The organism is Pseudomonas sp. Q1 (assembly GCF_009935975.1).
In the GTDB taxonomy this organism is placed as follows: Bacteria; Pseudomonadota; Gammaproteobacteria; order Pseudomonadales; family Pseudomonadaceae; genus Aquipseudomonas; species Aquipseudomonas palleroniana.
In genome coordinates this window covers 179,363-201,507 of sequence record NZ_QODI01000007.1, presented here as the reverse complement: position 1 = coordinate 201,507, position 22,145 = coordinate 179,363, and the positions used below count along the sequence as shown (strand labels likewise).

Genomic DNA, 22,145 nt, shown 5'->3' with positions numbered 1-22,145 from the left:
GGTCGAGTGTGGGAGCGGGCTTGCTCGCGAAGAGGCCCTAAAGACCACCCTCCCCATAAAGCATCGCTCGCCGCAAGCGGTCGGCACTCGGTCTCTGGCAATTGAGCTGCACCTGCTCCAGCCCGAGCCAGTCGGCCATCTGGCGCAAATTAAGCGCCAGCGCCAACATCCCCTGCTCATCCAAGCCCGGCTCTTGCTCGTGCACCGCATGCACAGCCAACTGACCGTTAGCGCGCTCAGCGCGCAGATCCACGCGCGCCGCTATCCGCTCGTGATGCAGAAACGGCAGCACGTAGTAGCCATATACGCGCTTGTCTTGCGGGGTGTAGATCTCCAGTCGATAACGGAAATCAAACAATCGCTCGGTACGGCTGCGCTCCCAGATCAGCGAATCGAAGGGCGACAGCAATGCACTGGCCGCCACCTTGCGCGGCACTTTCGGCTCGGGCAGACAATACGCCGCAGCCTTCCAGCCTTGTACGCGGCAGGTCAGCAACTGCCCTTCTTCAACCAACTCCGCCAGGCGGTTGCGACTGTCGGCAGGGTCCAGGCGAAAGTAGTCGCGCAAGTCCTTTTCAGTGGCCACTCCCAACGCCGTCGCGCTGTGCAACAACAAGCTGCGCTGGGCTTGCGCCTCGTCCACCGAGGCGTGAAGCATTTCGCCGGGGATCACCCGCTCCGGCAAATCATAGAGCCGCTCAAAACCACGCCGCCCCGCAACGGTGACCAGGCCTGCAGCAAACAGCCATTCCAGCGCGTGTTTTTCCTCACTCCAGTCCCACCAGGGCCCAGCGCGCTCCTCGCGGGTCGACAAACTGCCCGCCCCCAACGCGCCTCGTTGCTCGACGGTGCGCAGGACGCGCTGGATAGTGGCCTGTTGCTCGCGCCCGAAACGCGCCATCTGCGCATAGATACCCTGCCCCTGCCTGGCCCGCTCCATGCGCCAGCGCAGCAGCGGGTACAGCGCCATAGGCAGCAACGATGCTTCATGCCCCCAGTATTCGAATAACGAACGATGGCGCCCCTGGCTCCAGGCGGCCTGCTCGAGTATCGATGGCGAGTAATTGCCCAGACGGGAAAACAGCGGCAGGTAATGGGAGCGCACCAGCGCGTTGACCGAATCGATCTGCAACACACCCAGACGCTCGATCAAGCGGTTGAGGTGTGTTGCCTTGATCAGGGCTGGCGCCTGGCGCCCGGAAAAACCCTGGGCAGCCAGCGCCATGCGTCGAGCTTGCTTGAGTGAGAAAGACAGGTCGACGGGCATGGGAATCTCCATGGGAACTCGCCCACCACCCTACTGCATCCTGGCTCACTTTCGCAGGGGGTCCTGCCAAAAGTGCAAGTGCCGCTCCTGCTCCACATCGGCACGATTGAGCCCGATGTCCTTGAGCGCGTCGTCACTCAGGCTCGCCAGCATCTGACGCTCGTGATACAGCGTCTGCCAGCGCGCCAGGGCATGCAACAGCCCGGAAAACGGACGCTTCGCCATCAACACAAAACCGGTTTGACCTTTCATCTTTTCGCCCTCCTGTGGGGATGACGAAAGTGTGTGCCAGGCACTATGATCAATCCAACGAATGTTTCTTATGCAATACATCTCGGAGATTGATCAATTGTCCAGTTTCCCAAGTATCGACACCGAGGTGCTGCGCACCTTCGTCGCCATCGCCGACCAAGGCGGTTTCACGCGGGCTGGAGAGCTGGTCAACCGAACGCAGTCGGCGGTGAGCATGCAGATGAAGCGCCTGGAGGACGACGTCCTACAGCGCAAGCTGTTCGAACGCGACGGTCGCCAGGTGCGACTGACTCCCGAAGGCCAGGTGCTGCTGGGCTATGCCCGGCGCATCCTGAAATTGCACAGCGAAGTGTTCAACACCCTGCGTGAACCGCATATGGTGGGGCTGGTGCGCATCGGCACACCGGACGATTACGTGATGCGCTTCCTGCCGGGCATTCTCAAGCAGTTCTCCAAGGCGTATCCGCTGATTCAAATCGAGATGCACTGCGAATCGTCAACGGTGCTGATGCAGCGACGTGACCTCGCATTGACTGTGGTCAGCCGCGAACCTGGCAACGAAATCGGCGAGTTATTGCGTACGGAGCGCATGGTATGGGCGGCTTCACCCTGCTTCTGCGTAGACGAGCACGAAGCCCTGCCGCTGGCGATGTCTGGCGCGGATTGCCTCTACACGCAATGGGCGCGCTCCGCGCTGGATGCGGCCGGACGGGATTATCGCCTGGCCTACCACAGTTCCAACGTGGCGGCGATCCAGGCGGTGGTCAATGCTGGCCTGGCGGTCATGGTCAGCATGGAAAGCCTGGTGACCGAGGACCTGCGCATACTGGGCAAGGACGAGGGTCTCCCGCCATTGCCCTCGATGAATCTGCACCTGCTGCGCAACCCGCAGATGACCTCGCCCATCACCGAATGCCTGGCAGCGTACATCCTCGAAGGCTTCAAACCTTAAAGGTCAGCATCACCGCGCACACCACGAGGAACGCGCAGAACAGGCCACGCAGCACACGTTCCGGCAGTGCATGGGCGACCTTCACGCCCCAACTGATACTGAGCAGGCCGCCGATTGCCAAGGGGATGCCGATCATCCAATCCACTTGGTGGTGCCAGGCATAGGTCACCAGGGTCACGCCGGTGCTGGGCAGCGCCAAGGCCAGCGACAAACCTTGCGCGACCACCTGAGTGGTACCGAACAGGCTGGTCAGCACCGGCGTGGCAACCACCGCGCCACCGACCCCAAACAACCCGCCCATGGAGCCTGAGACCGCACCGAGCACCCCCAGCCACGGCCAGGAATAACGCATCTGTGCAGTCGGCGGCGCATTGCGGGTGAACATGCGCAACAGGTTGTAAGCCGAGAGCGTCAGCAAGAACGCGATAAACCCCACGCGCATGGCGCCGGCATCCAGGCCCACCGCCCAGATCGAACCGAGCCAGGCGAAGCTGAAGCCCATGACGCCCAGGGGCAATGCATGGCGTAATTCGATGCGATTGCGCTGGTGGTAGCGCCACAGAGCCAGCATCACATTGGGCACTACCATCACCAACGCCGTACCTTGGGCGATCTGCTGATCCAGGCCGAACAACACGCCCAGCACCGGAATCGCAATCAGCCCCCCACCAATGCCGAACAGGCCGCCCAACGTGCCGAGGGCTGCACCCAGTAGCCCATACATCACAAAATCCAACACCGCCATCACTCCACACTTCCGGTCTGTGCATGCTACGCAGTCGGCCCTGGCGCGGAAACGCACAGCAACGCACAATGGCTTTGCCAATTTCGCATAAGCGCTCAGTGATGAATCCCAATACCCTCACCGACCAACTGAGCCTGTTTCTAGATGTATTGGAGACGGGCAGTTTTTCCGCCGCAGCACGCCGCCATCCCCTGACGCCCTCGGCGGTCGCCCGACGTATCGACAGCTTGGAAAGCTCTGTGGGCAGCCGCCTGTTCCTGCGCAGCACCCACGCGGTGGTGCCCACGCCGGCAGGCTTGGCCTTCGCCGAACGGGCACGCCGGATCGTCGGTGAGTTGCAATTGGCCCGGGCTGAAGCGGTGTCCTTGAGCCATGCGCCGGAAGGCCTGATTCGTGTGGATGCGCCGGCGGCCTTCGGGCGGCGGCACCTGGCCCCGGTGATTGCGGATTTTTTGAATGTATATCCCGGGCTGGATGTGCACCTGCACCTGATCGACAGTTTTGTCGATATGCAGGGTGCACACTTGGGCAAGGTCGATCTGGTGCTGCGCGCCGGGCATATCGTCGACACCCGCCTGATCGCCACCCCTCTGGCCAGCATCGTGCGTATCGCCTGCGCCAGCCCGGCCTATCTGAAAGCGCGGGGTACGCCCACCCATCCCCGGGAGCTGAGCGAGCACGACGGCCTCGACTGGGACGGCCTGGCGCCGATGTTCGCCTGGCGCTTCGAGCTGGACGGGCGCCGCGCCACCTATCGCCCGCAGCGCATCCGCATGAGTGCCAACAATGCCGAAGCCCTGCTGTCCGGCGCGTTGGCCGGGCTGGGGATTGCCCACCTGCCCACCTGGCTGGCCAGTGAATACCTGGTCCGTGGCGAGTTGCTGCCCCTGTTCTGCGAAAACGGCCTGCCCAGCCCGGAAACCGCCGGGATCTATGCGCTGCGCCTGGAGCAACAGGCCAATGCGCGCAGCCGGTTGTTGCTCGAGTACCTCAAATCCCGCTTCAGCCCGGTGCCGCCTTGGGATCTGGCACTGCAAAGCGGTCTGGTTTGACCGCCGGGATAGAATTACCTGGCGCATTAAACATTTGCCCGCTAGATTCCAGGCAATACCCGCTTTCGAGACACCGCCATGAGCAAAAACCCTGACCCTTGCCAATCCCTGATGCTGGACAACCAGCTGTGCTTCGCCCTGCACTCCACCTCGTTGCTGATGACCAAGGTCTATAAGCCACTGCTGCAAGCCCTCGGCCTGACCTATCCGCAATACCTGGCCATGATGGTGCTGTGGGAAGAGGACGGTTTGACCGTCAGCGAAATCAGCAATCGCCTGCTGACCGATCCGGGCTCGCTCACCCCGCTGCTCAAACGCCTGGAAGCCGAGGGCTTGCTCAGCCGCACCCGCAACCGCGAGGATGAGCGGGTGGTGGTCGTGGAACTGACGGACAGCGGCCGCGCCCTGCAGGATAAAGCCATGGGGATTCCCCAGTGCATCCTCGGCGCCAGTGGTTTGGAGCTGGAGCAATTGCGCAAGCTGCAGGCTGACCTGGTTGCCTTGCGCAGCAACCTGCAAAGCTCAATCTAATCGCGGTGAAGCTCTAAAATGTGGGAGGGGGTTTGCTCCCGATTGCGGCGTGTCAGCTATTGATAAGCTGGCTGATCCACCGCAATCGGGAGCAAGCCCCCTCCCACACTGGTTGGTGGTAGGGCATAAAAATTTATAAATTTATCTTGCGCACTAAACATTAGCGCTATACATTCATCTCACCAACTACTTAGCGCGCAAATAGTTAGCGCTAATAACAAAGAGGAAACGCCATGCAAACGCTCTATACCGCAGTAGCCACCGCCACCGGCGGCCGTGATGGTCGTGCCGTCTCCAGCGACAACATCCTCGACGTCAAACTCTCCACCCCCAAGGAACTGGGCGGTGCTGGCGGCCAAGCCACCAACCCTGAGCAATTGTTCGCCGCCGGTTACTCGGCCTGCTTTATCGGCGCGCTGAAATTCGTCGCCAGCCAGACCAAGCGCAAGGTTCCGGATAACGCGTCGATCACCGCCCACGTCGGCATCGGTCAAATCCCCGGTGGTTTCGGCTTGGACATCGACCTGCACATCAGCCTGCCGGGCCTGGCCCAGGACGATGCGCAAAGCCTGGTCGACGCCGCGCACCAAGTGTGCCCGTATTCCAACGCCACTCGCGGCAACGTCGACGTACGCCTGCACGTAACCGTCTGATTTATAGACGCCCACAAAAAACCCGACTCAAAGTCGGGTTTTTTTCGTATCGAGGTAGCCAGAATTACTTCTTGGCGCGACCTTTGTACGAACCACCTTCACGGGTGTCGATCTCGATCATGTCGTCGATTTCGATGAAATCGGCTACTTGCAGTTCGGTGCCGTTAGCCAGCTTGGCAGGCTTCATTACCTTGCCCGAAGTGTCGCCGCGAGCGGAACCTTCGGTGTAGGCAACCTTACGCACGATAGTGGTCGGCAGCTCTACGGAAACCAGGCGCTCTTCGAAGAAGATCGCTTCGCAAACGTCGGTCATGCCTTCTTCGATGAACGGCAGAACGGCTTCGATATCTTCAGCGTTCAGCTCGTACATGGTGTAGTCGGTGGTGTCCATGAACGTGTAGGTGTCGCCGCTGATGAAGGACAGGGTCGCTTCTTTGCGGTCGAGGATCACGTCGTCCAGCTTGTCGTCGGCACTGTAGACAGTTTCAGTCTTGTAACCGGTCAGCAGGTTCTTCAGCTTGGTCTTCATGATCGCGCTGTTACGACCCGACTTGGTGAACTCAGCTTTCTGAACCAACCAAGGGTCGTTGTCGATACGGATCACGGTACCGGGTTTCAGTTCTTTACCAGTTTTCATTGCAGATATCCGAAATTTGGATGGGATTTACAAAATTCAAGGTGGCGTATCATATCCAACTTTCATAAAACTGTACCAGCGCCGTCGCAAGATCGGCCTGCAAGCCCTGTTCCAGACACCATGTTTGCGCGTGCTGGTTCACCTCCGGCCAGTGCTCCAGCAACATTTTCCACGACTGTGCCATATCGCCATCAGCGTTCCAGGCTTGCCAAAGTGTGACTACGGCAGCACTGGCTGCCGGTGACAAGGCGGCGGTGTACAACTGCAGGAAGGCGTCGAGTTTATCCAGGTGGATATCTTCATCCTGGCGATAAATGTGCCAAAGCATTGGCCGCCCCGCCCACTGCGCCCGCACGAACGAGTCTTCGCCGCGCACCGCGTTGAAGTCGCAGCACCACAGCAAGCGGTCATATTGTTCCTGGCGCACGAACGGCAACACCTGCACGGTCAGGGCCGCGCGCTGATGAATATCACCTGCTGCCAGGCCCTCCACCCCCAGCCAACGTTGCACATCGCCGAGGATGCGGCCCTCCGGCACCAATAGATGAGTGGCACGCCCGTCCGTCGCCAACACGTCCAGCCAACTGGCCAACCCAGCATTTTCATAGGCAAACAGCGAGATCAATCGCGCATCAGTTGCCGGAAACACTCCCAGGGTCTGCAGGAATTGTCGTTGCGCCGGCACATCTTGTTGAAAAGCCTGGCGCTGCTCCAGCAACCCTGCCTCGCGCAAAAGACCGCCTGTGCCCGGGCGAAAACCGGGGAAGAAGAAATACTTCTGCACGCCCTTGAACTTCACCGACGGCAGGCGATGGCAACCCACCACCCACTCTTCGGCACTGAGGTAATCCAGGTTCATCCACAGCGGAACGCGTTCGCGCTCGGCCATGGCTTCCATGTAGGCCGGCGGCAATTGGCAGGCAAAAGCGGCGATCACGACATCGGCAGATGGGGCGCCGGGCCAGTCGGCCGGCCAGTGGCGCACCTCGACGCCGTCCTGCCATTGCTGCGGCGACCGCACATCAATCTCAGGGCACATGCGCTCGAAGGCCCGCAGATCATCAACCCACAAACACACTTCGCACCCATGCTCCACCACCAGTTGCCGGGCCAGGCGCCAGGTCACGCCGATGTCGCCGTAGTTGTCGACAACACTGCAAAAAATATCCCAGCGGGCTTTCATTCCGGGCTCCAACGATCAAAGGCTCGATTGTCCGCATAAATGCGCCAATGCAGAAGGCTTGATCGCGATTATTCTGCACAGTGGCTGTGCGACAATCGTCGCCACGCCATCAATGCCCGCCAGGAGGCCATCATGTCTGATCGTTCGCTGCCACTGTTCAAGCTCAGTGTCGCCATCGCGTTTGGTGTATGGCTGGGGTTTGTCGCCATCGTGCTGACGAGCTGGCTCGCGTCGCGCTATGTGTTCCCGCAGAGCCTGGCGCCGGTCGCCCAGGCCGTTCAACAATTAGGCAAACCTGCCGTCGTCACACCCGAGCCGCCGAACCGTATGTTCGAGCAATACACCGACAACCTGCGCAAACAGGAACAGCAGCAATCCCTGGACCAGGCCCGCAACAATGTGCGCAACCTGAACAACCCCAAATGCCAGTTCTGGTTGCAGCAAGATCAGAACGCTCCCAATGAAAAGAGCCGGGCCAATGTCCTGCAATTTTGCGAATGACCCCACTGCCCATGAATAAACATGCCGTCCACTCGTTGATCCTGGAAAAACTCAGCGTCGACCTCGACATTGCCCAGCGCGCCGCGCAGACCGCCTACGAAACTGCGACCCACGAAGAAAACATCGCAGAAAACAAATACGACACCCTTGGGCTGGAGGCCTCCTACCTGGCAACCGGCCAGGCCAGGCGCGTCGAGGAAATCAAGCAAGCGCTGTCGCTGTGCCAGAACCTGCCACTGCGGGCCTATGACGATCAGCGTGGCATTGAAATCGGCGCCTTATTAGGCCTGGAAGACGAGAATGGCCGCCAGCAATGGCTGTTCCTGGCACCGGATGGGGCAGGCTTGAAGGTGGATGTGGTGGGGCAGCCGGTGACCGTCATCACCCCGCGATCGCCCTTGGGCAAAAGCCTGCTGGGCAAGTTCGAAGGGGATGAGGTGGAGATTCTGGTGGCGGGCGCTCGGCAACACTTTACGGTTACCGAGGCCAAATGACGGTCTCAGTGAACCGGTAACTCCACGCCCTCGAACAGTTCTTCCAGTTCTTGCTTGTTGTGGCACTGGATCGCCTTGGCCATGACCTCGCGAGTCAGGTGCGGCGCGAACTTCTCGATGAAGTCGCACATGAAGCCACGCAGGAACGTGCCACGACGGAAGCCGATCTTGGTCACGCTGGACTCGAACAACTCGCTGGCATCGAGAACCACCAGGTCCTTGTCGAGGCTGGTATCGACCGCCATCTTGGCGACGATGCCCACGCCCAGGCCCAGGCGTACATAGGTCTTGATCACGTCGGCGTCGGCCGCGGTGAACACCACTTTGGGCGTAAGGCCACGGTGGCTGAAGGCTTCGTCGAGCTTGGAGCGGCCGGTAAAACCAAACACGTAGGTGACGATCGGGTATTCGGCCAGGGCTTCCAGGGTCAGCTTCGGCAGCTTGGCCAGCGGGTGGCCCTGAGGCACGACCACGCAGCGGTTCCAGCGGTAGCAAGGCATCATCACCAGGTCACCGAACAGCTCCAGGGCTTCGGTGGCGATAGCGAAATCAACGGTGCCATCAGCCGCCATTTCGGCGATCTGCATCGGCGACCCCTGGTGCATGTGCAGGGCGACATCGGGGTATTGCTTGATGAAATCGCGGATCACCGGCGGCAGTGCGTACCGCGCCTGGGTGTGGGTAGTGGCGATCGACAGGGTGCCTTTCTTCTCGTTGGAGAATTCCTGGGCAATCTGCTTGATGCTTTCGACCTTGCGCAAGATCTCGCCGGCGGTGGTGATGATGCGTTCACCAGCCGGAGTCACGCGGGTCAGATGTTTGCCGCTGCGCGCGAACACTTCGACGCCCAGCTCGTCTTCGAGCAGGCGGATCTGCTTGCTGATACCGGGTTGCGAGGTGTAGAGGCTTTGAGCAGTAGCGGAAACGTTGAGGTCGTGGTGCGCCACTTCCCAGATGTAGCGCAGTTGTTGAAGCTTCATATGTATCCCTCAAAGCAGATAGACGCCACGGGTATCAGCGACGGTATATAACTATATTAAAGGACAGATCGATAAATCTAGAACTTTTTATCATTCTTTAACGATCAAATATCATCGTTGCGGCGACGCTGCAACGATGGCACCAGGTAAACCGGCACTGTCGACAACTGCAGCACCCTTGCGGCGGTTCGCCCAAGGGGTGTGGCCGCTGCGGTTGCATCGCTGTGACTCCCTACGATCAACAGATCAACGGAAAGTTTACGCAACTGGTCGAGAATCACTTCGCAAGGATCCCCCTGAATCACTCGAACCGATTGAATCAATTTCAGGTCTTGCTCCCCTTCCCCCAACTCCTCACGAAAACTGTCCAGCACCCGTTGCTCGATCGTCGCCATGACCGTGTTCACTCCCTGACGCTGCCACTCACTCAAGGCCCGCTCATCAAGGTAGCTCTGCAACACCGATTCGGCGAACAGCCCCATGGGTTCGACCACGTGAACCACATGCAGATCGGCATTGAACGTTCGGGCCAGTGCCAGCGCATGTTGCATCACGTAAGGCGCATAGAGACCGAGGTCCGTGGCGTACAGCATCGAACGAATCATAGAACCTCCTGGGCAGCCAGGATGGCGGAGATTGAATGAGCTTAGCAGCGCCCGGGGCAGTTCGGCTCAGCTCTCGGTCTGGATTTTCAACTCATTGCTGATGCCATGGGGCACGTGCCCGGTGGCGACGACCTCCCTGGCCCTCTCACAGTGACCGGCCTGGTCATCGAAAAACACATCGGCGGCGAAAGCCTCCAGAAATGCGGACTTATCCAGGCCGCCTAGGAACAGTGACTCGTCGAGGCGAATGTCCCACTCGCGCAACGTGCGGATCACCCGCTCATGGGAAGGCGCCGAGCGGGCCGTGACCAGCGCGGTGCGGATCGGGCACGCCTCGTCGACAAACTCGCGCTGCAATAAATTGAGAGCCGCCAGGAAACCTTTGAACGGACCTCCGTGCAAAGGCTGGCGCGCCGACTCCCGCTCGTTGGCCTGAAACGCTGCCAAGCCGCCAGACTGGTACACACGCTCGGACTCGTCGGAGAACAGCACGGCATCACCGTCGAATGCGATGCGCAATTCCTCGCTCGACGCTCGACGCGCGCCGCCCGAAAGAATGGTCGCCGCCGCAAACCCGGCGTCGAGGGCACTGCGCACATCGTCGGCATGGGTGGAAAGAAACAGATGGCAACCAAAGGCAGCCAAGTAGGGATACGGACTACGTCCACCTACGAAAGCGGCGCGGGAAATATCCAAGCCGTAATGCTGGATAGAGTTGAATACGCGCAGGCCGGTGTCAGCACTGTTGCGAGACACCAACACCACCTCGACCCGCGCACGGCCCAGGCTGGCGTTGAGGCTCAGCAGCTTTTTGACCAGCGGGAAGGCATCGCCGGGCTCAAGGGTTTCTTCCTCGTGCTCGATTTGATACTTGCGGTAAGCCTCCACGCCTTCGGCGAGGTAGACCTTGTGGCTGTCACTCAGGTCGAACAGCGCCCGTGAAGAAATCGCCAGCACCAGTTTGTCGCCCAAACCTTTTGCCATGGTGTTTCCCCCCGAATCAGCGATTGTGCCGATCTATAAAACTCAAGGCTTGATACAACGCCTGGATTCGTGGCAACTCGCAACCGGCGGCCTTTGCCGCCGCCAGCGGCCGGGCGTAGATCGCCGCCAGTTCCAGCGGGCGCTTGTGCACATGGTCGTGGTACATGCTGGGCAGATAGTCATCCATGGTTTCGGTCATCGCAAACATCTGGTCGGCGTAACTCGCCGCAATGTCATGCCCGCAAGCACGGGCACCCTGCACCACTTCGGCCATCAACGCCTGGATCAATTCGCGGCTGGATTGATCCGCCATCAACGCCGTGGTGCCGGTGCCCAACAACACGGAAAGGCCGTTATAGGGAACGTTCCATACCAGCTTATGCCAGCGCGCCTGGTGCACGTCGGCCATGGCCTGGGACTCGATGCCGGCCTTATGAAACAGCGCGGCGCCCTCTTCGACGATGGTCTTCCGGCCGGCTTCATCGTCGGCGGCACCGCCACTGTGATAACCCAGGTTGACCCGGCCCAATGCCTGATGCTCGACGACACCAGGGCCGGAGCGATGTACGCCGATGTAGCACAGGCCGCCAAGCAGGTGCAGCGACGGCGGCAGGTGCTCGCGCAGACTGTCTTCGACATCGAGACCATTTTGCAGCAGCACAATCCTGGCATCCGGCGCCGCAACCTGGGCGAGCGTGGGGGCCAAGTCCACATTGCCGGTGGACTTGGTCCCCACCAGCAACCAATCGCACGCAGGCATATCGGCAGCGCGGGCGTAGGCCTGGACCGCAGACAGATGCAATTTGCCATGCACCTTGCTGTTGAGGTGCAAGCCATGCTCGCTGACGGCCGCGTATTCGCTGCGCAACAAGAAGTGCACATCGAAGCCGGCGCGGGCCAGCATCAGGCCGTAGTAGCCACCGATGGCGCCGGTACCAATGATGCCAATGCGGGGGGAAGGCTGTGCGACTGCGGTCATGGCAAATCCTCTGGAGTACGGGTAAGGGCTTGTTTTACTGCATCGCCAACGGCATCACGCGTAAGACGCGTCTGTATCTGCCCCAGGAACTGACCCTCGCACACCACGAATAACGCGGGCAAATGAAAGATCTGGTAGCGCTCGACGGCGCCGCCGTTGTGCCCGGCATCCACCCAGCACACGCGATCCACCGGCAAGTGCCAGCCGGGCAACTGCTGACGTGCGAAGCGGCAGCTGGAACAACCGACGCTGGTGAACACCACCAATGAAATACCTGGCAACCCCAGCAATTGCTGGTCAATATCCAGGTCGGTCAATTCCAGTTCCTTCACTATACTGCTGCCACTGCCGTCAACGGGACGGCGCTCGGAGTCCGTGTACATGGGTCGTTTTTTACCTCACCCTGATGATGTCGCTGTCGAGTTGATCCAACGTCCCTCTCCCACCATGCCCCGCCAACGCCTGCACACTATCGGCCTGGGCGGTGTCGCGTGCAATTATCCGCGTGCCTGGCGCCAGGGCACGGCGGTGGATCTGTGGATCCCGTCGCTGGGCGCGAGCGCCCGCTATCCAGGCTACGTGGCGTGGTGCCGCAAAGTCGAAAAGGGCTACCGTATCGGTATCTCGTTTACTGATGAGCACGCCTTGTTCGGTGCGCGGATGGGCGAACAAGTGTGCCAGATCGAGCGCTACTGCCGCTTGCACGAAGACGCCGAGCCGACACCTGCGCAGCACGAAGCCATGGCCCACGAGTGGGTTGCGCGCCATGCCGTCGAATTCTCCCATGAGGCTTTTGTGCAGCCTGTGCTGGATTAAAGCGGAGTTTGCCCATTGTCGCGGGCCGGTGATACGCGCTAAGGTTCCTTCCCCCTGCATTCAAATCATGCTGTGCTCCGCCGCACGGGGATGGCTGGCGGCCGGCACCGTGACCCTGACGAGTAACACGATGGCTGATTTACCGATCAACGACCTTAACGTCGAATCCAACGAGACCCTGATCACGCCCGATCAGCTCAAACGCGAAATCCCCCTGAGCGACGCTGCGTTGCAGACCGTCACCAAGGGCCGCGAAGTCATCCGTGACATTCTCGACGGTACCGACCACCGCCTGTTCGTGGTGATCGGCCCTTGCTCGATCCACGACCTCAAGGCTGCCCACGAGTACGCCGAGCGCCTCAAGGTGCTGGCGGCCGAAGTGTCCGACACCCTGTATCTGGTGATGCGGGTCTATTTCGAGAAGCCGCGCACTACAGTCGGCTGGAAAGGCTTGATCAACGATCCTTACCTGGATGACTCGTTCAAGATCCAGGACGGCTTGCACATCGGTCGCCAGTTGCTGCTGGACCTGGCTGAGATGGGCCTGCCCACCGCCACCGAAGCCCTCGACCCGATCTCGCCGCAATACCTGCAGGACTTGATCAGTTGGTCGGCCATCGGCGCGCGTACCACCGAGTCCCAGACCCACCGCGAAATGGCGTCCGGCCTGTCCTCGGCCGTGGGCTTCAAGAACGGCACCGACGGCGGCCTGACGGTCGCGATCAACGCGCTGCAGTCGGTCTCCAGCCCCCACCGTTTCCTGGGCATCAACCAGGAAGGCGGCGTGTCCATCGTGACCACCAAGGGCAACGCCTACGGTCACGTGGTATTGCGCGGCGGCAACGGCAAGCCCAACTATGATTCGGTCAGCGTCGCGCTGTGCGAACAGGCGCTGAACAAGGCCAAGATCAAGCCGAACATCATGGTCGACTGCAGCCACGCCAACTCCAACAAGGACCCGGCGCTGCAACCGCTGGTGATGGAAAACGTCGCCAACCAGATCCTTGAAGGCAACCAGTCGATCATCGGCCTGATGGTCGAAAGTCACCTGAACTGGGGTTGCCAGGCGATTCCAAAAGACCTCGCCGACCTGCAGTACGGCGTGTCGATCACCGATGCCTGCATCGACTGGTCCGCTACCGAGACCACCTTGCGCAGCATGCACGCCAAGCTCAAGGACGTATTGCCTAAACGCAAACGCACCTGACACTGCATGACGCACACAAAAACGCCGGGCTGAGCCCGGCGTTTTTCATGGTGCGGTTTTAGGGTTCACAGCTTCGCGGCATGGCGCTGGTGGCGCTCCATGTAGCGCTCTACGTAAGAGCACGAAGGGATCACCGTGTAGCCGGCCTCTTCGGCGAACTTCAGCGCCTCTTCGGTCAACGCGGCAGCGATGCCACGGCCGCGCAATGCGTTGGGCACGAAGGTGCGATAGATATCCAGGGTCTGCTTTCCGAGGTCCATGTAGGTCAGATAGGCACGATGACCGTCCACATTGGTCTCGAACTGATGACCAGCCTGGTCATGGTGGATGGACAACGCCTCGCTCATCACTACTCCTCGCGGGTCTGCAATTGCGACCCCTACCTTACCGATGTTTTTCCGGCGAAGGAACATCTACGCCACCCCGTGCCGGTTTCGACAACGAGAAACCCATAGCGCTCACAACCAGCACGTAGGGAGATAGTAGGCACCATTGCGGCAATTGCTCAAGCGCACACGTCATCCCTTGCTGCTGGTGGATATAGAAAGGGCCTCGATCAACCAATGATCGAAAGCCTGAACATTGCCGGCAGTTGAAGCTTGAGACGAACAGGCGCTCTTAAAGTCACCTCTACATGCGCAAAAGATGTGAGGCGGGTTAAAGGCAACCTGTACAAAAGTGTCACCCTGTATATATATATTCACACCTGTTCACTTGGCTTAACACATGCGGGCTGTAGCTTTCAGCCTGGATCCAATCTCCATCGCGATGGAGAGAATTGGATAGTTTTTATGCAGATGTCAAAAAGATTAGCCAAAATAGATGCAGCTCAAGATTTTTTTTTGCTTCTTGCGCTACGTCAGTTTACTTACTACAAGTAATGGGTAGTATGTACGCCGGCTATCAGCTCACTCTGAGAAAGTAGCCATTTAATAGAAAGTCCTTGAAGGGGAACACGATGAACAACGTTCTGAAATTCTCTGCTCTGGCTCTGGCCGCAGTTCTGGCTACCGGTTGCAGCAGCGTCTCCAAAGAAACCGAAGCTCGTCTGACTGCTACTGAAGACGCAGCAGCTCGCTCCCAGGCTCGTGCAGACGAAGCCTACCGTAAAGCTGATGAAGCTCTGGCTGCTGCTCAAAAAGCACAACAGACTGCTGACGAAGCTAACGAGCGCGCTCTGCGCATGCTTGAAAAAGCAAGCCGCAAGTAATAATCCTTCGGGGTTGTTATCAAGCCGATCCATTCTTGGGTCGGCTTTTTTATTGCCTGGGATTCAGCCCAAAACCTGCGGCAATAAAAAACCCGCCACGACCCAAGGCCATGGCGGGCTTGTCCAGAGGCTTACTGCTGCAAATCAACCGGCGCGCTGGAAGCGACCGGGGCGGCCCCAGGTACGCCGATTTCAGTCGGCAGGCCATCTTCGGCGGCGACCACATCGCGCACCTGATCCCAGTTGACCCGCAGGTTGTTGGCCAAGTCTTCGCGCTTGAGCAAGGCATTGATGACCGCAGTGTGCTTGTCGACCACTGATGGCGTGCCATCGTCGTTCAGCGGCGTGTGCGCTTCAAGGTAGACCTTGCCGCCGCTGCTGCCGAACTTGTAGGCATCGTTGATGATGCGTACCGAGGTGCCCACCGGCACCATGCTGGCCATTTCCAACACGTTGTTGTTGAACATGCGGAAGCAACCGTGGCTTGTACGCGTGCCGATACCAAATTTCATGTTGGAGCCGTGGATCAGATAACCCGGCGTGCCCAGGGTGAACTTGAACGGCCCCAGCGGGTTGTCCGGACCGGCGGGCACCACATTGGGCAGCGGGTCACCATTGGCGGCGTGTTCAGCCTTGATCGAGGCAGGCGGTGTCCACGTCGGGTTCGGCGTCTTGGCGATGATGCTGGTATGGGCGATCGGCGAGCCCCAGCCTTCACGGCCAATCCCCAAGGGGAAGGTGTAGACCACGTTCTGCCCTTTGGGGAAGTAGTAGAGCCGGTATTCCGCCAGGTTGATCACGATGCCTTCGCGAGGGCCAGGCGGCAGGATGAACCGCGTCGGCAGCACAATCTCGGTGCCCGCGCCAGGCAACCAGGCATCCACGCCCGGGTTGGCCGCGACCATTTCCGAATAGCCCAGGTCGTAGGTAGTGCCAAGGTCAGCAAAGGTATCTTCGTATTTGGCCTTGATCACCTGGACCTGACCAACAATGTCCTCACCTGGTGGTGGCAAGGGCAACTGCAAGGCTGCCGACGGGCCGGCCGCACAGAGAGCAGCGAGAGACAGGCAGCAGGTGACGACGGAAAGGCGCGACAACATCCGGGAAATCCTTCGCAGAACGGCGGGTAGGAAAAAACTGATTGTATACGTGAAGCGAGCGTCAAGCATCCATCGCCCCGCTACAGCTCGAAGCGCAGCTCCGGCCAGATCGGCGGCGTGCCGCGCTTTTGCGATTCGAGAATGGCGCGACACAAGGGGCAAAGCCGCTGATCCTGAAAAAGCGAGCGGTCCACCGATGACCAACGAGGTTGCGCGGGCAACAAAGTGCCGCACAGCGTACGGTCGATCGAGCCGCCCAACTCCAGCTGGCGCGCCACCAAATGCACCCTGACTTCCTGGCAGGCGAACAGGTCCAGCTGCTCGTCCGGCTCGATCAGTTGGTAGTTAAACAGGGACCAGGCAGGACGCGACATCAAGGGCTCCAAATCAGGGGGGCGCCACATTAGCCGAAAGCCTGCCGCTAGAAAAGCGTCATAACAGCGGTTTTAGCGTCGGCCAGACATTTTCCAGCAATTTGCCCTGGGCACCGACTGCCGGGTGCACTTGATCCGCCTGCATCAACTCCGGATACCCGCCCACGCCGTCAAGAAAAAACGGCACCAACGGCACGTTTTTCTCTTTGGCCAATACGCCGTACACCTCAGCGAATGCAGTGGTGTAACGCGGGCCGTAATTGGGCGGTAGTTGCATCCCCAACAGCAGCACCTTGGCACCACCGGCTTTGGACTGGTCGATCATCGATGCAAGATTTTGTTTCAATTGCGCTGGAGGCTGGCCACGCAAGCCGTCATTGCCGCCCAGCTCGATAACCACGACATCCGGCTTATGCTCTGCAAGCGCCGCCGGCAGCCGCGCCAGGCCTCCGGCGCTGGTGTCGCCGCTGATGGATGCATTGACTACTTTATCGTCGAAACCTTCCTGCTTGAGCCGTTGCTCCAGCAGCGCGACCCACCCTTTGCGGGTATCCAGGCCGAAACCGGCACTGATACTATCGCCAACGATCAGGACTGTACCCGCCGCTGCGTTCTGGGCCATGCACATCAAGGCCAGGCCAGCACTCAAAAACCACATTCGCATCGGATTCTCCATGGGCGCAAGCATTCTCACCGCGCGAAACCTTAGCAAAGTGGTTCCCAGCGCGGAAGGTGAACTGACTATCCTGCACCAACTGAGCCTGGAACTGAACAAAGGCGATAGCCTGGCTATCGTCGGCAGTTCCGGCTCCGGCAAATCCACTCTCCTGGGCCTGCTGGCCGGCCTCGACCTGCCCAGCAGTGGCGAAGTCACTCTTGCCGGTCAAGCCCTGAGCACCCTGGATGAAGACCAGCGCGCGCGCATCCGTGCCGAGCATGTGGGTTTTGTATTCCAGTCTTTCCAACTGCTCGACAGCCTCAATGCATTGGAAAACGTCATGCTGCCGCTGGAGCTGGACGGCCGTCAGGACGCCCGCGAGCGCGCCCGGCACCTGCTGGAGCGCGTTGGCCTGGGCCAGCGGCTGACCCACTCACCGCGCCAGCTTTCCGGCGGCGAACAGCAACGGGTGGCGATCGCTCGCGCCTTTGCGGCAGAACCTGACGTGCTGTTTGCCGACGAGCCCACCGGCAACCTCGACAGTCACACCGGCGAGCGCATCAGTGATTTGCTGTTCGAACTCAACAAGGAGAGCGGCACGACCCTGGTGCTGGTCACCCACGATGAACGCCTGGCTCATCGTTGCCGGCGGTTGATCCGCCTTGAAGCCGGCCTGATGGTCGCGCCCCTGGAGCCTTGATGGCACGTTTGCCGCTATTGCGCCTGTTCAGCCTTGCCATGCGTCAATTGCTGCGCGATGCCCGCGCCGGCGAATTGCGTGTGCTGTTCTTCGCCCTGCTGGTGGCTGTTGCTGCCAGCACTGCCATCGGCTACTTCGGCGCACGCCTCAACGGCGCCATGCTGTTGCGCGCCACTGAATTTCTCGGTGCCGACCTGGTGCTCGAAGGCAGTTCGCCGGCTCGCCCCGAGCAGATCCAAACCGGGACCGAACTGGGCCTGGATCACGCACGCATCGTAGAGTTCTCCAGTGTTATCGCCACGGATAACGGTATCCAACTCTCCAGTATCAAGGCGGTCAACGAGCAATACCCGCTGCGCGGCGAGCTTAAAAGTGCCGCGCAGCCGTTCGGGGTCGAAACAGCGGGAGGCGGCCCCAAGCCCGGCGATGCCTGGGTGGAAGCACGGCTGCTGACAGCGCTGAACCTGAAGGTTGGCGACAGCATCGATGTCGGCATGAAGACCCTGCACCTGACACGCATACTGACCTATGAGCCCGACCGTGCCGGCAACTTCTACAGCCTCACGCCCCGGGTGATGATCAACCTGGCCGACCTGGAGGCGACCGGTGTGGTCCAGCCCGGCAGCCGCGTCAGCTACCGCGAACTGTGGCGGGCGCCCCAAGGCAGTACGGCGCTGCAAACCTATCGTGACCTGGTCAAACCCGGCCTCGCCGCCAACCAGCGCCTGCAGGACTCACGCGACGGCAATCAGCAAATCGGCGGTGCGCTGGGCAAGGCCGAGCGCTACCTGAACATGGCCAGCCTGGTGGCAGTGCTGCTGGCCGGGGTAGCGGTGGCGTTGTCGGCCAATCGTTTTGCCAGCCGCCGCTTCGATGCCAGCGCGCTGTTGCGTTGCCTGGGGTTGTCACGGCGCGAAGCGATGTTGCTGTTCAGCCTGCAACTGAGCGTATTGGGACTGCTGGCAAGCCTGACCGGCGCCCTGCTCGGCTGGCTGGCGCAGTTTGGGCTGTTCTATTTCCTGCACGACCTGCTGCCGGCGGACGTGCCGCCCGGCGGGTTGTTACCTGCGGTCGCGGGGATTGGCACCGGGCTGGTTGCCCTTGCCGGCTTCGCCCTGCCGCCGCTGGCTGCCCTGGGCCGTGTTCCACCGCTGCGAGTATTGCGGCGTGACCTGTTGCCTATCCCCTCCAGCACCTGGATGGTCTACGGCGCCGCATTGTTCGCCCTCGGGTTGATCATGTGGCGCCTGAGCCTCGACCTGGTACTGACTTTCGCGCTGCTGGGCGGTGGCGTGGTGGCGGCGCTGATCCTCGGCGGCCTGCTTCTATTGCTGCTGCAAAGCCTGCGGCGATTGTTGGCCCGTGCATCCCTGCCCTGGCGCCTGGGCCTGGGACAATTGCTGCGTCATCCGTTGGCGGCGGCAGGCCAGTCCCTGGCCTTTGGCTTGATCCTGTTATCCATGGGGTTGATCGCCCTGCTGCGCGGCGAATTGCTCGATACCTGGCAGAACCAGTTGCCCAAGGATGCCCCCAACTATTTCGCACTGAACATCCTGCCGGCCGACAAAGACGCTTTTGGCGCACGCCTGCTGCAGGTGCAAGCCCAATCCGCACCGCTGTATCCGGTCGTGCCGGGCCGGTTGATCAGCATCAATGGCGTTGCGGTGCAGGAAGTGGTCAGCAAGGACTCCAGCGGCGACCGTGCCGTGCAGCGCGACCTGAGCCTGACCTGGGCCGCCGACTTGCCACCGGGCAACGTCCTGAGCGCCGGCTCCTGGTGGTCGCCGCAGCCGAGCGATAGCGTTCCTGGGGTGTCGGTAGAAGCCAAGGTTGCCGAAAGCCTGAAGCTCAAGCTCGACGATCATCTGGTGTTCACAGTCGGTGGCGAGAATCGCGAAGCCCGCGTGACCAGCCTGCGTACGATCAATTGGGATAATTTCCAACCCAACTTCTTCATGATTTTCCAGCCGGGCACATTGAAGGATCTGCCCGCCACCTACCTGACCAGCTTCTATCTCGCGCCGGGCCACGACCAACAGATCGTCGATCTGTCCAGGGCCTTCCCGGCCGTTACCATCCTGCAGGTCGAGGCACTTCTGGAACAGTTGCGCAGCATCCTCGCCCAAGTCACCCTGGCGGTGGAGTATGTGCTGCTGTTTGTGTTGGCGGCAGGAATGGCCGTGCTGTTCTCCGGTTTGCAGGCCACCCTGGATGAGCGAATTCGCCAAGGCGCGCTGTTGCGTGCCTTGGGCGCCGAACGCAAGTTGCTGGTCAAAGCGCGACGCATTGAATTCGGCTTGCTGGGTGCAGTCAGTGGCCTGCTGGCCGCACTCGGCACAGAGCTGGTGACCTGGGTGCTGTATCGCTACGCGTTTGACCTGGCCTGGCACCCTCACCCGTGGCTGCTGCTATTGCCGGTGATAGGTGCCCTACTGATTGGTGGCGCCGGGGTCTTCGGCACGCGCCGTGCGTTGAATGCCAGCCCGCTGACAGTACTGCGCGAAGGCTGAAACGCCGACGGCCTGCACCCTGCCCGGGCGCAGGCCGTCATTGCCTACTTCTCATACTCGATGTGCGTGATCCACCAGCACACTTCCCCGTTTGGGGTCTGCACAATCGCCTCATCGTCCACTTCCTTGCGCAGCAGCGCACGCGCCATGGGTGAGTCAATGGAGATGTAATCCATGCGGTCGTAGATCTCGTCATAACCCACGATGCGAAAGCGCTTGGTGTCACCCTGTTCGTTTTCGATCTCCACCCAGGCACCGAAGAATACTTTCCCCTCTTGCTCGGGCCGGTACTCCACCACGCGCATGTCTTCCAGGCGTTTGCGCAGATAACGCACCCGCCGGTCGATTTCACGCAGCAGCTTCTTGTTGTACTGGTAGTCCGCGTTTTCGCTGCGGTCTCCCAGGGAAGCGGCCCATGTCACTTTGCGCGTGGTATCAGGGCGCTTCTCACGCCACAGGTAATCCAGCTCTTTTTTCAGCGCATCATGACCTTCTTTGGTAATCAGCTTGGTACTCAAACCCTTGCATCCCCAGGTAATGTCCAATGGTGCCGATACGCCACGGCCTCATGCCCTGACGCCGGCGGGCTGGAGCTGATGATAAATGAACCCTGCAAAGTAGCCAGACCGGCAGGCAGATCAATTCTTCTCAGGCGCCTCCAGGACCCGGTCCAGCTCAAGCAGCGTGCTGTGCAGGTGCTGCCGCATGGCTGACAGCTGCGACATCATCAGCGTCAATTTTTCGGTTTTTTGGCCGGCCCCGAGCAGCTCGTCCTGCAGTTGCCTGTGACGCTGCTCGACCTCGCGGCTTTTCTCATCCAGCTGGCTTTGCTGCTGGTGCAGGCGAACTTGCCACTGTTCAAGCATCTCCTCTCGCTCGATGGCCGCATGCTTTTTTTGCGCCAGCTCCTGGGCGACCCGGGCAAGATTAGCCAGTGTGCTGTCCACCTCAAGCAAGGTGGCGTGCTCCTGGTGAGCCGGCAGTTTCGCGGGCGCAACCTCGCTCGATTCAGGCTCAACCGGCAGTGTACTCAGCTCCGCGGGCACGGATGCGTTGGGTAACGCGCTCACCGAATGCGAAGGCTCCTCGACAGTGTATTGATCCGCCGACTGAGTAGCGGCCTTCGGATGGCTCACGTCCTTCGGCGGTGCCACCATTTGGGACGAAAAGCGAATGCTCGGCACGATGACCGTCGTGCTTTCTATCGCGGGCAATGCGGGCGCTGACATGCCCAGGGTGATCACCTTCATCACCAACGCCTTCTTGATAATCACCGAGTGATGATCTTCGGGCCTGGCAGGCGGCAACCTGCAACCTTTCAAATCCACAAAATGAAAAGGCGTCTGGGGCTCGCCAAGGCCACTTGTCTTTGCGCCAGAGGCGCTCATGAGGATCTGCTTGAAGACCTGCATCGCCACTTGCAGGTCTTCCTTGGAGTCCACGGCCCCGAGGAAATAGCGCTCGAGTTTTTTACGCAATGCCGCGATATAAACCCGCGAGTGACCGGGTTCAGCCTCTTCATCCAGGCTATATACAAGAAAGTTCGAGTCGATCTGCGCGACAGCAAACCCACAGAGCAGTGCACCGTTGACGGGCGCCTCTTCACCACTGCGTTCAAGAACAAGGGTACGTAGAAGCATCATGACAGTCAGACCTCATCACAAAAAAGAAAACTTTATATAAACATCAGATAAACATCCGACCATTAACAAGCCCTCAAAACAAAACAATTGTTTCAGTGAGTAATCAAACTGA

At 60.2% G+C, this 22,145-nt stretch carries 27 protein-coding genes; 11 read left to right on the top strand and 16 right to left on the bottom strand.

Annotated features, from left to right (window positions below; translation table 11 throughout):
* Positions 1 to 37: 37 nt before the first annotated feature.
* Positions 38 to 1,267, bottom strand: coding sequence for a winged helix-turn-helix domain-containing protein (locus DK870_RS13300; RefSeq protein WP_161548834.1), 1,230 nt, complete (start codon positions 1,265 to 1,267; stop codon positions 38 to 40).
* Between the two features lie 45 nt (positions 1,268 to 1,312).
* The gene (locus DK870_RS13295; RefSeq protein ID WP_060753265.1) at positions 1,313 to 1,519 is read right to left on the bottom strand and encodes a DUF1127 domain-containing protein; all 207 of its coding nucleotides are present in this window, start codon (positions 1,517 to 1,519) and stop codon (positions 1,313 to 1,315) included.
* 70 nt (positions 1,520 to 1,589) lie between these two features.
* Between DK870_RS13295 and DK870_RS13290 the strand changes: the two genes are divergently transcribed.
* Positions 1,590 to 2,471: a LysR family transcriptional regulator gene (locus DK870_RS13290; RefSeq protein ID WP_161548833.1), complete on the top strand. Its 882-nt coding sequence runs from the start codon at positions 1,590 to 1,592 to the stop codon at positions 2,469 to 2,471.
* On the opposite strand, the gene DK870_RS13285 is transcribed toward DK870_RS13290, so the two are convergent.
* Positions 2,461 to 3,210 carry a sulfite exporter TauE/SafE family protein gene (locus tag DK870_RS13285; protein WP_161548880.1) on the bottom strand — a complete coding sequence of 250 codons (750 nt, stop codon included), beginning with the start codon at positions 3,208 to 3,210 and terminating at the stop codon, positions 2,461 to 2,463. The genes DK870_RS13290 and DK870_RS13285 overlap by 11 nt on opposite strands.
* A gap of 107 nt (positions 3,211 to 3,317) precedes the next feature.
* On the opposite strand from DK870_RS13285, the gene DK870_RS13280 reads away from it, so the two are divergent.
* The 3 genes from DK870_RS13280 (at position 3,318) to DK870_RS13270 (ending at position 5,452) form a co-directional block, all read left to right on the top strand.
* The gene (locus DK870_RS13280) at positions 3,318 to 4,268 is read left to right on the top strand and encodes a LysR family transcriptional regulator (RefSeq protein WP_060753263.1); all 951 of its coding nucleotides are present in this window, start codon (positions 3,318 to 3,320) and stop codon (positions 4,266 to 4,268) included.
* Between the two features lie 78 nt (positions 4,269 to 4,346).
* Complete coding sequence (locus tag DK870_RS13275; RefSeq protein ID WP_090366021.1) at positions 4,347 to 4,799, top strand: MarR family winged helix-turn-helix transcriptional regulator; 453 nt, start codon at positions 4,347 to 4,349, stop codon at positions 4,797 to 4,799.
* 233 nt (positions 4,800 to 5,032) lie between these two features.
* Positions 5,033 to 5,452, top strand: coding sequence for an organic hydroperoxide resistance protein (locus tag DK870_RS13270; RefSeq protein ID WP_060753261.1), 420 nt, complete (start codon positions 5,033 to 5,035; stop codon positions 5,450 to 5,452).
* Between the two features lie 64 nt (positions 5,453 to 5,516).
* Here the strand turns inward: DK870_RS13270 and DK870_RS13265 are convergent, their stop codons facing one another.
* Positions 5,517 to 6,089, bottom strand: a complete 573-nt coding sequence (locus DK870_RS13265; protein ID WP_016975379.1) for an elongation factor P — start codon at positions 6,087 to 6,089, stop codon at positions 5,517 to 5,519.
* A 49-nt stretch (positions 6,090 to 6,138) separates the two neighbouring features.
* On the bottom strand, positions 6,139 to 7,272 hold the full coding sequence (earP, locus tag DK870_RS13260; protein WP_104995894.1) for an elongation factor P maturation arginine rhamnosyltransferase EarP: 1,134 nt from the start codon (positions 7,270 to 7,272) through the stop codon (positions 6,139 to 6,141).
* Positions 7,273 to 7,404: 132 nt separating this feature from the next.
* On the opposite strand from earP, the gene DK870_RS13255 reads away from it, so the two are divergent.
* Positions 7,405 to 7,773, top strand: coding sequence for a hypothetical protein (locus tag DK870_RS13255; RefSeq protein WP_060753259.1), 369 nt, complete (start codon positions 7,405 to 7,407; stop codon positions 7,771 to 7,773).
* An 11-nt stretch (positions 7,774 to 7,784) separates the two neighbouring features.
* Positions 7,785 to 8,267, top strand: coding sequence for a GreA/GreB family elongation factor (locus DK870_RS13250; protein WP_090372223.1), 483 nt, complete (start codon positions 7,785 to 7,787; stop codon positions 8,265 to 8,267).
* Between the two features lie 5 nt (positions 8,268 to 8,272).
* On the opposite strand, the gene cysB is transcribed toward DK870_RS13250, so the two are convergent.
* The 5 genes from cysB to DK870_RS13225 all read right to left on the bottom strand — a co-directional run bounded on the left by cysB (position 8,273) and on the right by DK870_RS13225 (position 12,198).
* Positions 8,273 to 9,247: an HTH-type transcriptional regulator CysB gene (gene cysB / locus DK870_RS13245; protein ID WP_060753258.1), complete on the bottom strand. Its 975-nt coding sequence runs from the start codon at positions 9,245 to 9,247 to the stop codon at positions 8,273 to 8,275.
* Positions 9,248 to 9,351: 104 nt separating this feature from the next.
* Positions 9,352 to 9,852 carry a universal stress protein gene (locus DK870_RS13240; protein WP_060753257.1) on the bottom strand — a complete coding sequence of 167 codons (501 nt, stop codon included), beginning with the start codon at positions 9,850 to 9,852 and terminating at the stop codon, positions 9,352 to 9,354.
* Positions 9,853 to 9,918: 66 nt separating this feature from the next.
* Positions 9,919 to 10,836 (bottom strand): 5'-nucleotidase, encoded by a 918-nt coding sequence (locus DK870_RS13235; RefSeq protein ID WP_161548832.1) that lies wholly within the window; start codon positions 10,834 to 10,836, stop codon positions 9,919 to 9,921.
* A gap of 16 nt (positions 10,837 to 10,852) precedes the next feature.
* Entirely contained in the window at positions 10,853 to 11,815 is a 963-nt protein-coding gene (locus DK870_RS13230; RefSeq protein ID WP_161548831.1) for a putative 2-dehydropantoate 2-reductase, read from the bottom strand.
* Entirely contained in the window at positions 11,812 to 12,198 is a 387-nt protein-coding gene (locus DK870_RS13225; protein WP_090366031.1) for a thioredoxin, read from the bottom strand. The genes DK870_RS13230 and DK870_RS13225 overlap by 4 nt, the downstream gene beginning before the upstream one ends.
* Here DK870_RS13225 and DK870_RS13220 point away from each other — a divergent pair.
* Both DK870_RS13220 and DK870_RS13215 read left to right on the top strand, forming a co-directional pair.
* Complete coding sequence (locus DK870_RS13220) at positions 12,197 to 12,631, top strand: PilZ domain-containing protein (RefSeq protein ID WP_060753253.1); 435 nt, start codon at positions 12,197 to 12,199, stop codon at positions 12,629 to 12,631. The two genes, DK870_RS13225 and DK870_RS13220, sit on opposite strands and share 2 nt — an antisense overlap.
* Positions 12,632 to 12,761: 130 nt before the next feature.
* Positions 12,762 to 13,838, top strand: a complete 1,077-nt coding sequence (locus tag DK870_RS13215) for a 3-deoxy-7-phosphoheptulonate synthase (RefSeq protein WP_060753323.1) — start codon at positions 12,762 to 12,764, stop codon at positions 13,836 to 13,838.
* 65 nt (positions 13,839 to 13,903) lie between these two features.
* On the opposite strand, the gene DK870_RS13210 is transcribed toward DK870_RS13215, so the two are convergent.
* Positions 13,904 to 14,185 (bottom strand): GNAT family N-acetyltransferase, encoded by a 282-nt coding sequence (locus DK870_RS13210; RefSeq protein ID WP_003189869.1) that lies wholly within the window; start codon positions 14,183 to 14,185, stop codon positions 13,904 to 13,906.
* A gap of 611 nt (positions 14,186 to 14,796) precedes the next feature.
* Here DK870_RS13210 and oprI point away from each other — a divergent pair.
* Positions 14,797 to 15,048 (top strand): outer membrane lipoprotei OprI, encoded by a 252-nt coding sequence (gene oprI / locus DK870_RS13205; RefSeq protein ID WP_003172710.1) that lies wholly within the window; start codon positions 14,797 to 14,799, stop codon positions 15,046 to 15,048.
* A 131-nt stretch (positions 15,049 to 15,179) separates the two neighbouring features.
* Here the strand turns inward: oprI and DK870_RS13200 are convergent, their stop codons facing one another.
* The 3 genes from DK870_RS13200 to DK870_RS13190 form a co-directional block, all read right to left on the bottom strand.
* On the bottom strand, positions 15,180 to 16,148 hold the full coding sequence (locus tag DK870_RS13200; protein ID WP_060753252.1) for a L,D-transpeptidase family protein: 969 nt from the start codon (positions 16,146 to 16,148) through the stop codon (positions 15,180 to 15,182).
* 80 nt (positions 16,149 to 16,228) lie between these two features.
* Complete coding sequence (locus DK870_RS13195; protein ID WP_060753251.1) at positions 16,229 to 16,522, bottom strand: hypothetical protein; 294 nt, start codon at positions 16,520 to 16,522, stop codon at positions 16,229 to 16,231.
* A gap of 58 nt (positions 16,523 to 16,580) precedes the next feature.
* Positions 16,581 to 17,186: an arylesterase gene (locus DK870_RS13190; RefSeq protein ID WP_161548830.1), complete on the bottom strand. Its 606-nt coding sequence runs from the start codon at positions 17,184 to 17,186 to the stop codon at positions 16,581 to 16,583.
* 10 nt (positions 17,187 to 17,196) lie between these two features.
* Between DK870_RS13190 and DK870_RS13185 the strand changes: the two genes are divergently transcribed.
* A complete protein-coding gene (locus DK870_RS13185) occupies positions 17,197 to 17,880 on the top strand; it encodes an ABC transporter ATP-binding protein (RefSeq protein ID WP_060753249.1) in 684 nt (227 codons plus the stop codon).
* Positions 17,880 to 20,390: an ABC transporter permease gene (locus DK870_RS13180; protein WP_161548829.1), complete on the top strand. Its 2,511-nt coding sequence runs from the start codon at positions 17,880 to 17,882 to the stop codon at positions 20,388 to 20,390. Before DK870_RS13185 ends, DK870_RS13180 begins: the two co-directional genes overlap by 1 nt.
* A 44-nt stretch (positions 20,391 to 20,434) precedes the next feature.
* Here DK870_RS13180 and greB read toward each other — a convergent pair whose 3' ends face one another.
* Together greB and DK870_RS13170 are read right to left on the bottom strand one after the other, a co-directional pair.
* Positions 20,435 to 20,908, bottom strand: a complete 474-nt coding sequence (gene greB / locus DK870_RS13175) for a transcription elongation factor GreB (RefSeq protein ID WP_060753247.1) — start codon at positions 20,906 to 20,908, stop codon at positions 20,435 to 20,437.
* Positions 20,909 to 21,028: 120 nt separating this feature from the next.
* A complete protein-coding gene (locus tag DK870_RS13170; protein ID WP_161548828.1) occupies positions 21,029 to 22,033 on the bottom strand; it encodes a hypothetical protein in 1,005 nt (334 codons plus the stop codon).
* Between the last annotated feature and the right edge of the window lie 112 nt (positions 22,034 to 22,145).

Coding starts and splice junctions, on each gene's coding strand:
- earP (WP_104995894.1), bottom strand. CDS start 7,272: ATGAAAGCCCGCTGGGATATTTTTTGCAGTGTTGTCGACAACTACGGC.
- DK870_RS13190 (WP_161548830.1), bottom strand. CDS start 17,186: ATGCGAATGTGGTTTTTGAGTGCTGGCCTGGCCTTGATGTGCATGGCC.
- DK870_RS13290 (WP_161548833.1), top strand. CDS start 1,590: ATGCAATACATCTCGGAGATTGATCAATTGTCCAGTTTCCCAAGTATC.
- DK870_RS13300 (WP_161548834.1), bottom strand. CDS start 1,267: ATGCCCGTCGACCTGTCTTTCTCACTCAAGCAAGCTCGACGCATGGCG.
- DK870_RS13185 (WP_060753249.1), top strand. CDS start 17,197: ATGGGCGCAAGCATTCTCACCGCGCGAAACCTTAGCAAAGTGGTTCCC.
- DK870_RS13225 (WP_090366031.1), bottom strand. CDS start 12,198: ATGTACACGGACTCCGAGCGCCGTCCCGTTGACGGCAGTGGCAGCAGT.
- DK870_RS13275 (WP_090366021.1), top strand. CDS start 4,347: ATGAGCAAAAACCCTGACCCTTGCCAATCCCTGATGCTGGACAACCAG.
- DK870_RS13215 (WP_060753323.1), top strand. CDS start 12,762: ATGGCTGATTTACCGATCAACGACCTTAACGTCGAATCCAACGAGACC.
- DK870_RS13265 (WP_016975379.1), bottom strand. CDS start 6,089: ATGAAAACTGGTAAAGAACTGAAACCCGGTACCGTGATCCGTATCGAC.
- DK870_RS13195 (WP_060753251.1), bottom strand. CDS start 16,522: ATGTCGCGTCCTGCCTGGTCCCTGTTTAACTACCAACTGATCGAGCCG.
- DK870_RS13280 (WP_060753263.1), top strand. CDS start 3,318: ATGAATCCCAATACCCTCACCGACCAACTGAGCCTGTTTCTAGATGTA.
- DK870_RS13250 (WP_090372223.1), top strand. CDS start 7,785: ATGAATAAACATGCCGTCCACTCGTTGATCCTGGAAAAACTCAGCGTC.
- DK870_RS13180 (WP_161548829.1), top strand. CDS start 17,880: ATGGCACGTTTGCCGCTATTGCGCCTGTTCAGCCTTGCCATGCGTCAA.
- oprI (WP_003172710.1), top strand. CDS start 14,797: ATGAACAACGTTCTGAAATTCTCTGCTCTGGCTCTGGCCGCAGTTCTG.
- DK870_RS13255 (WP_060753259.1), top strand. CDS start 7,405: ATGTCTGATCGTTCGCTGCCACTGTTCAAGCTCAGTGTCGCCATCGCG.
- DK870_RS13230 (WP_161548831.1), bottom strand. CDS start 11,815: ATGACCGCAGTCGCACAGCCTTCCCCCCGCATTGGCATCATTGGTACC.
- DK870_RS13240 (WP_060753257.1), bottom strand. CDS start 9,852: ATGATTCGTTCGATGCTGTACGCCACGGACCTCGGTCTCTATGCGCCT.
- DK870_RS13220 (WP_060753253.1), top strand. CDS start 12,197: ATGGGTCGTTTTTTACCTCACCCTGATGATGTCGCTGTCGAGTTGATC.
- DK870_RS13270 (WP_060753261.1), top strand. CDS start 5,033: ATGCAAACGCTCTATACCGCAGTAGCCACCGCCACCGGCGGCCGTGAT.
- DK870_RS13200 (WP_060753252.1), bottom strand. CDS start 16,148: ATGTTGTCGCGCCTTTCCGTCGTCACCTGCTGCCTGTCTCTCGCTGCT.
- DK870_RS13235 (WP_161548832.1), bottom strand. CDS start 10,836: ATGGCAAAAGGTTTGGGCGACAAACTGGTGCTGGCGATTTCTTCACGG.
- DK870_RS13295 (WP_060753265.1), bottom strand. CDS start 1,519: ATGAAAGGTCAAACCGGTTTTGTGTTGATGGCGAAGCGTCCGTTTTCC.
- DK870_RS13170 (WP_161548828.1), bottom strand. CDS start 22,033: ATGATGCTTCTACGTACCCTTGTTCTTGAACGCAGTGGTGAAGAGGCG.
- DK870_RS13210 (WP_003189869.1), bottom strand. CDS start 14,185: ATGAGCGAGGCGTTGTCCATCCACCATGACCAGGCTGGTCATCAGTTC.
- cysB (WP_060753258.1), bottom strand. CDS start 9,247: ATGAAGCTTCAACAACTGCGCTACATCTGGGAAGTGGCGCACCACGAC.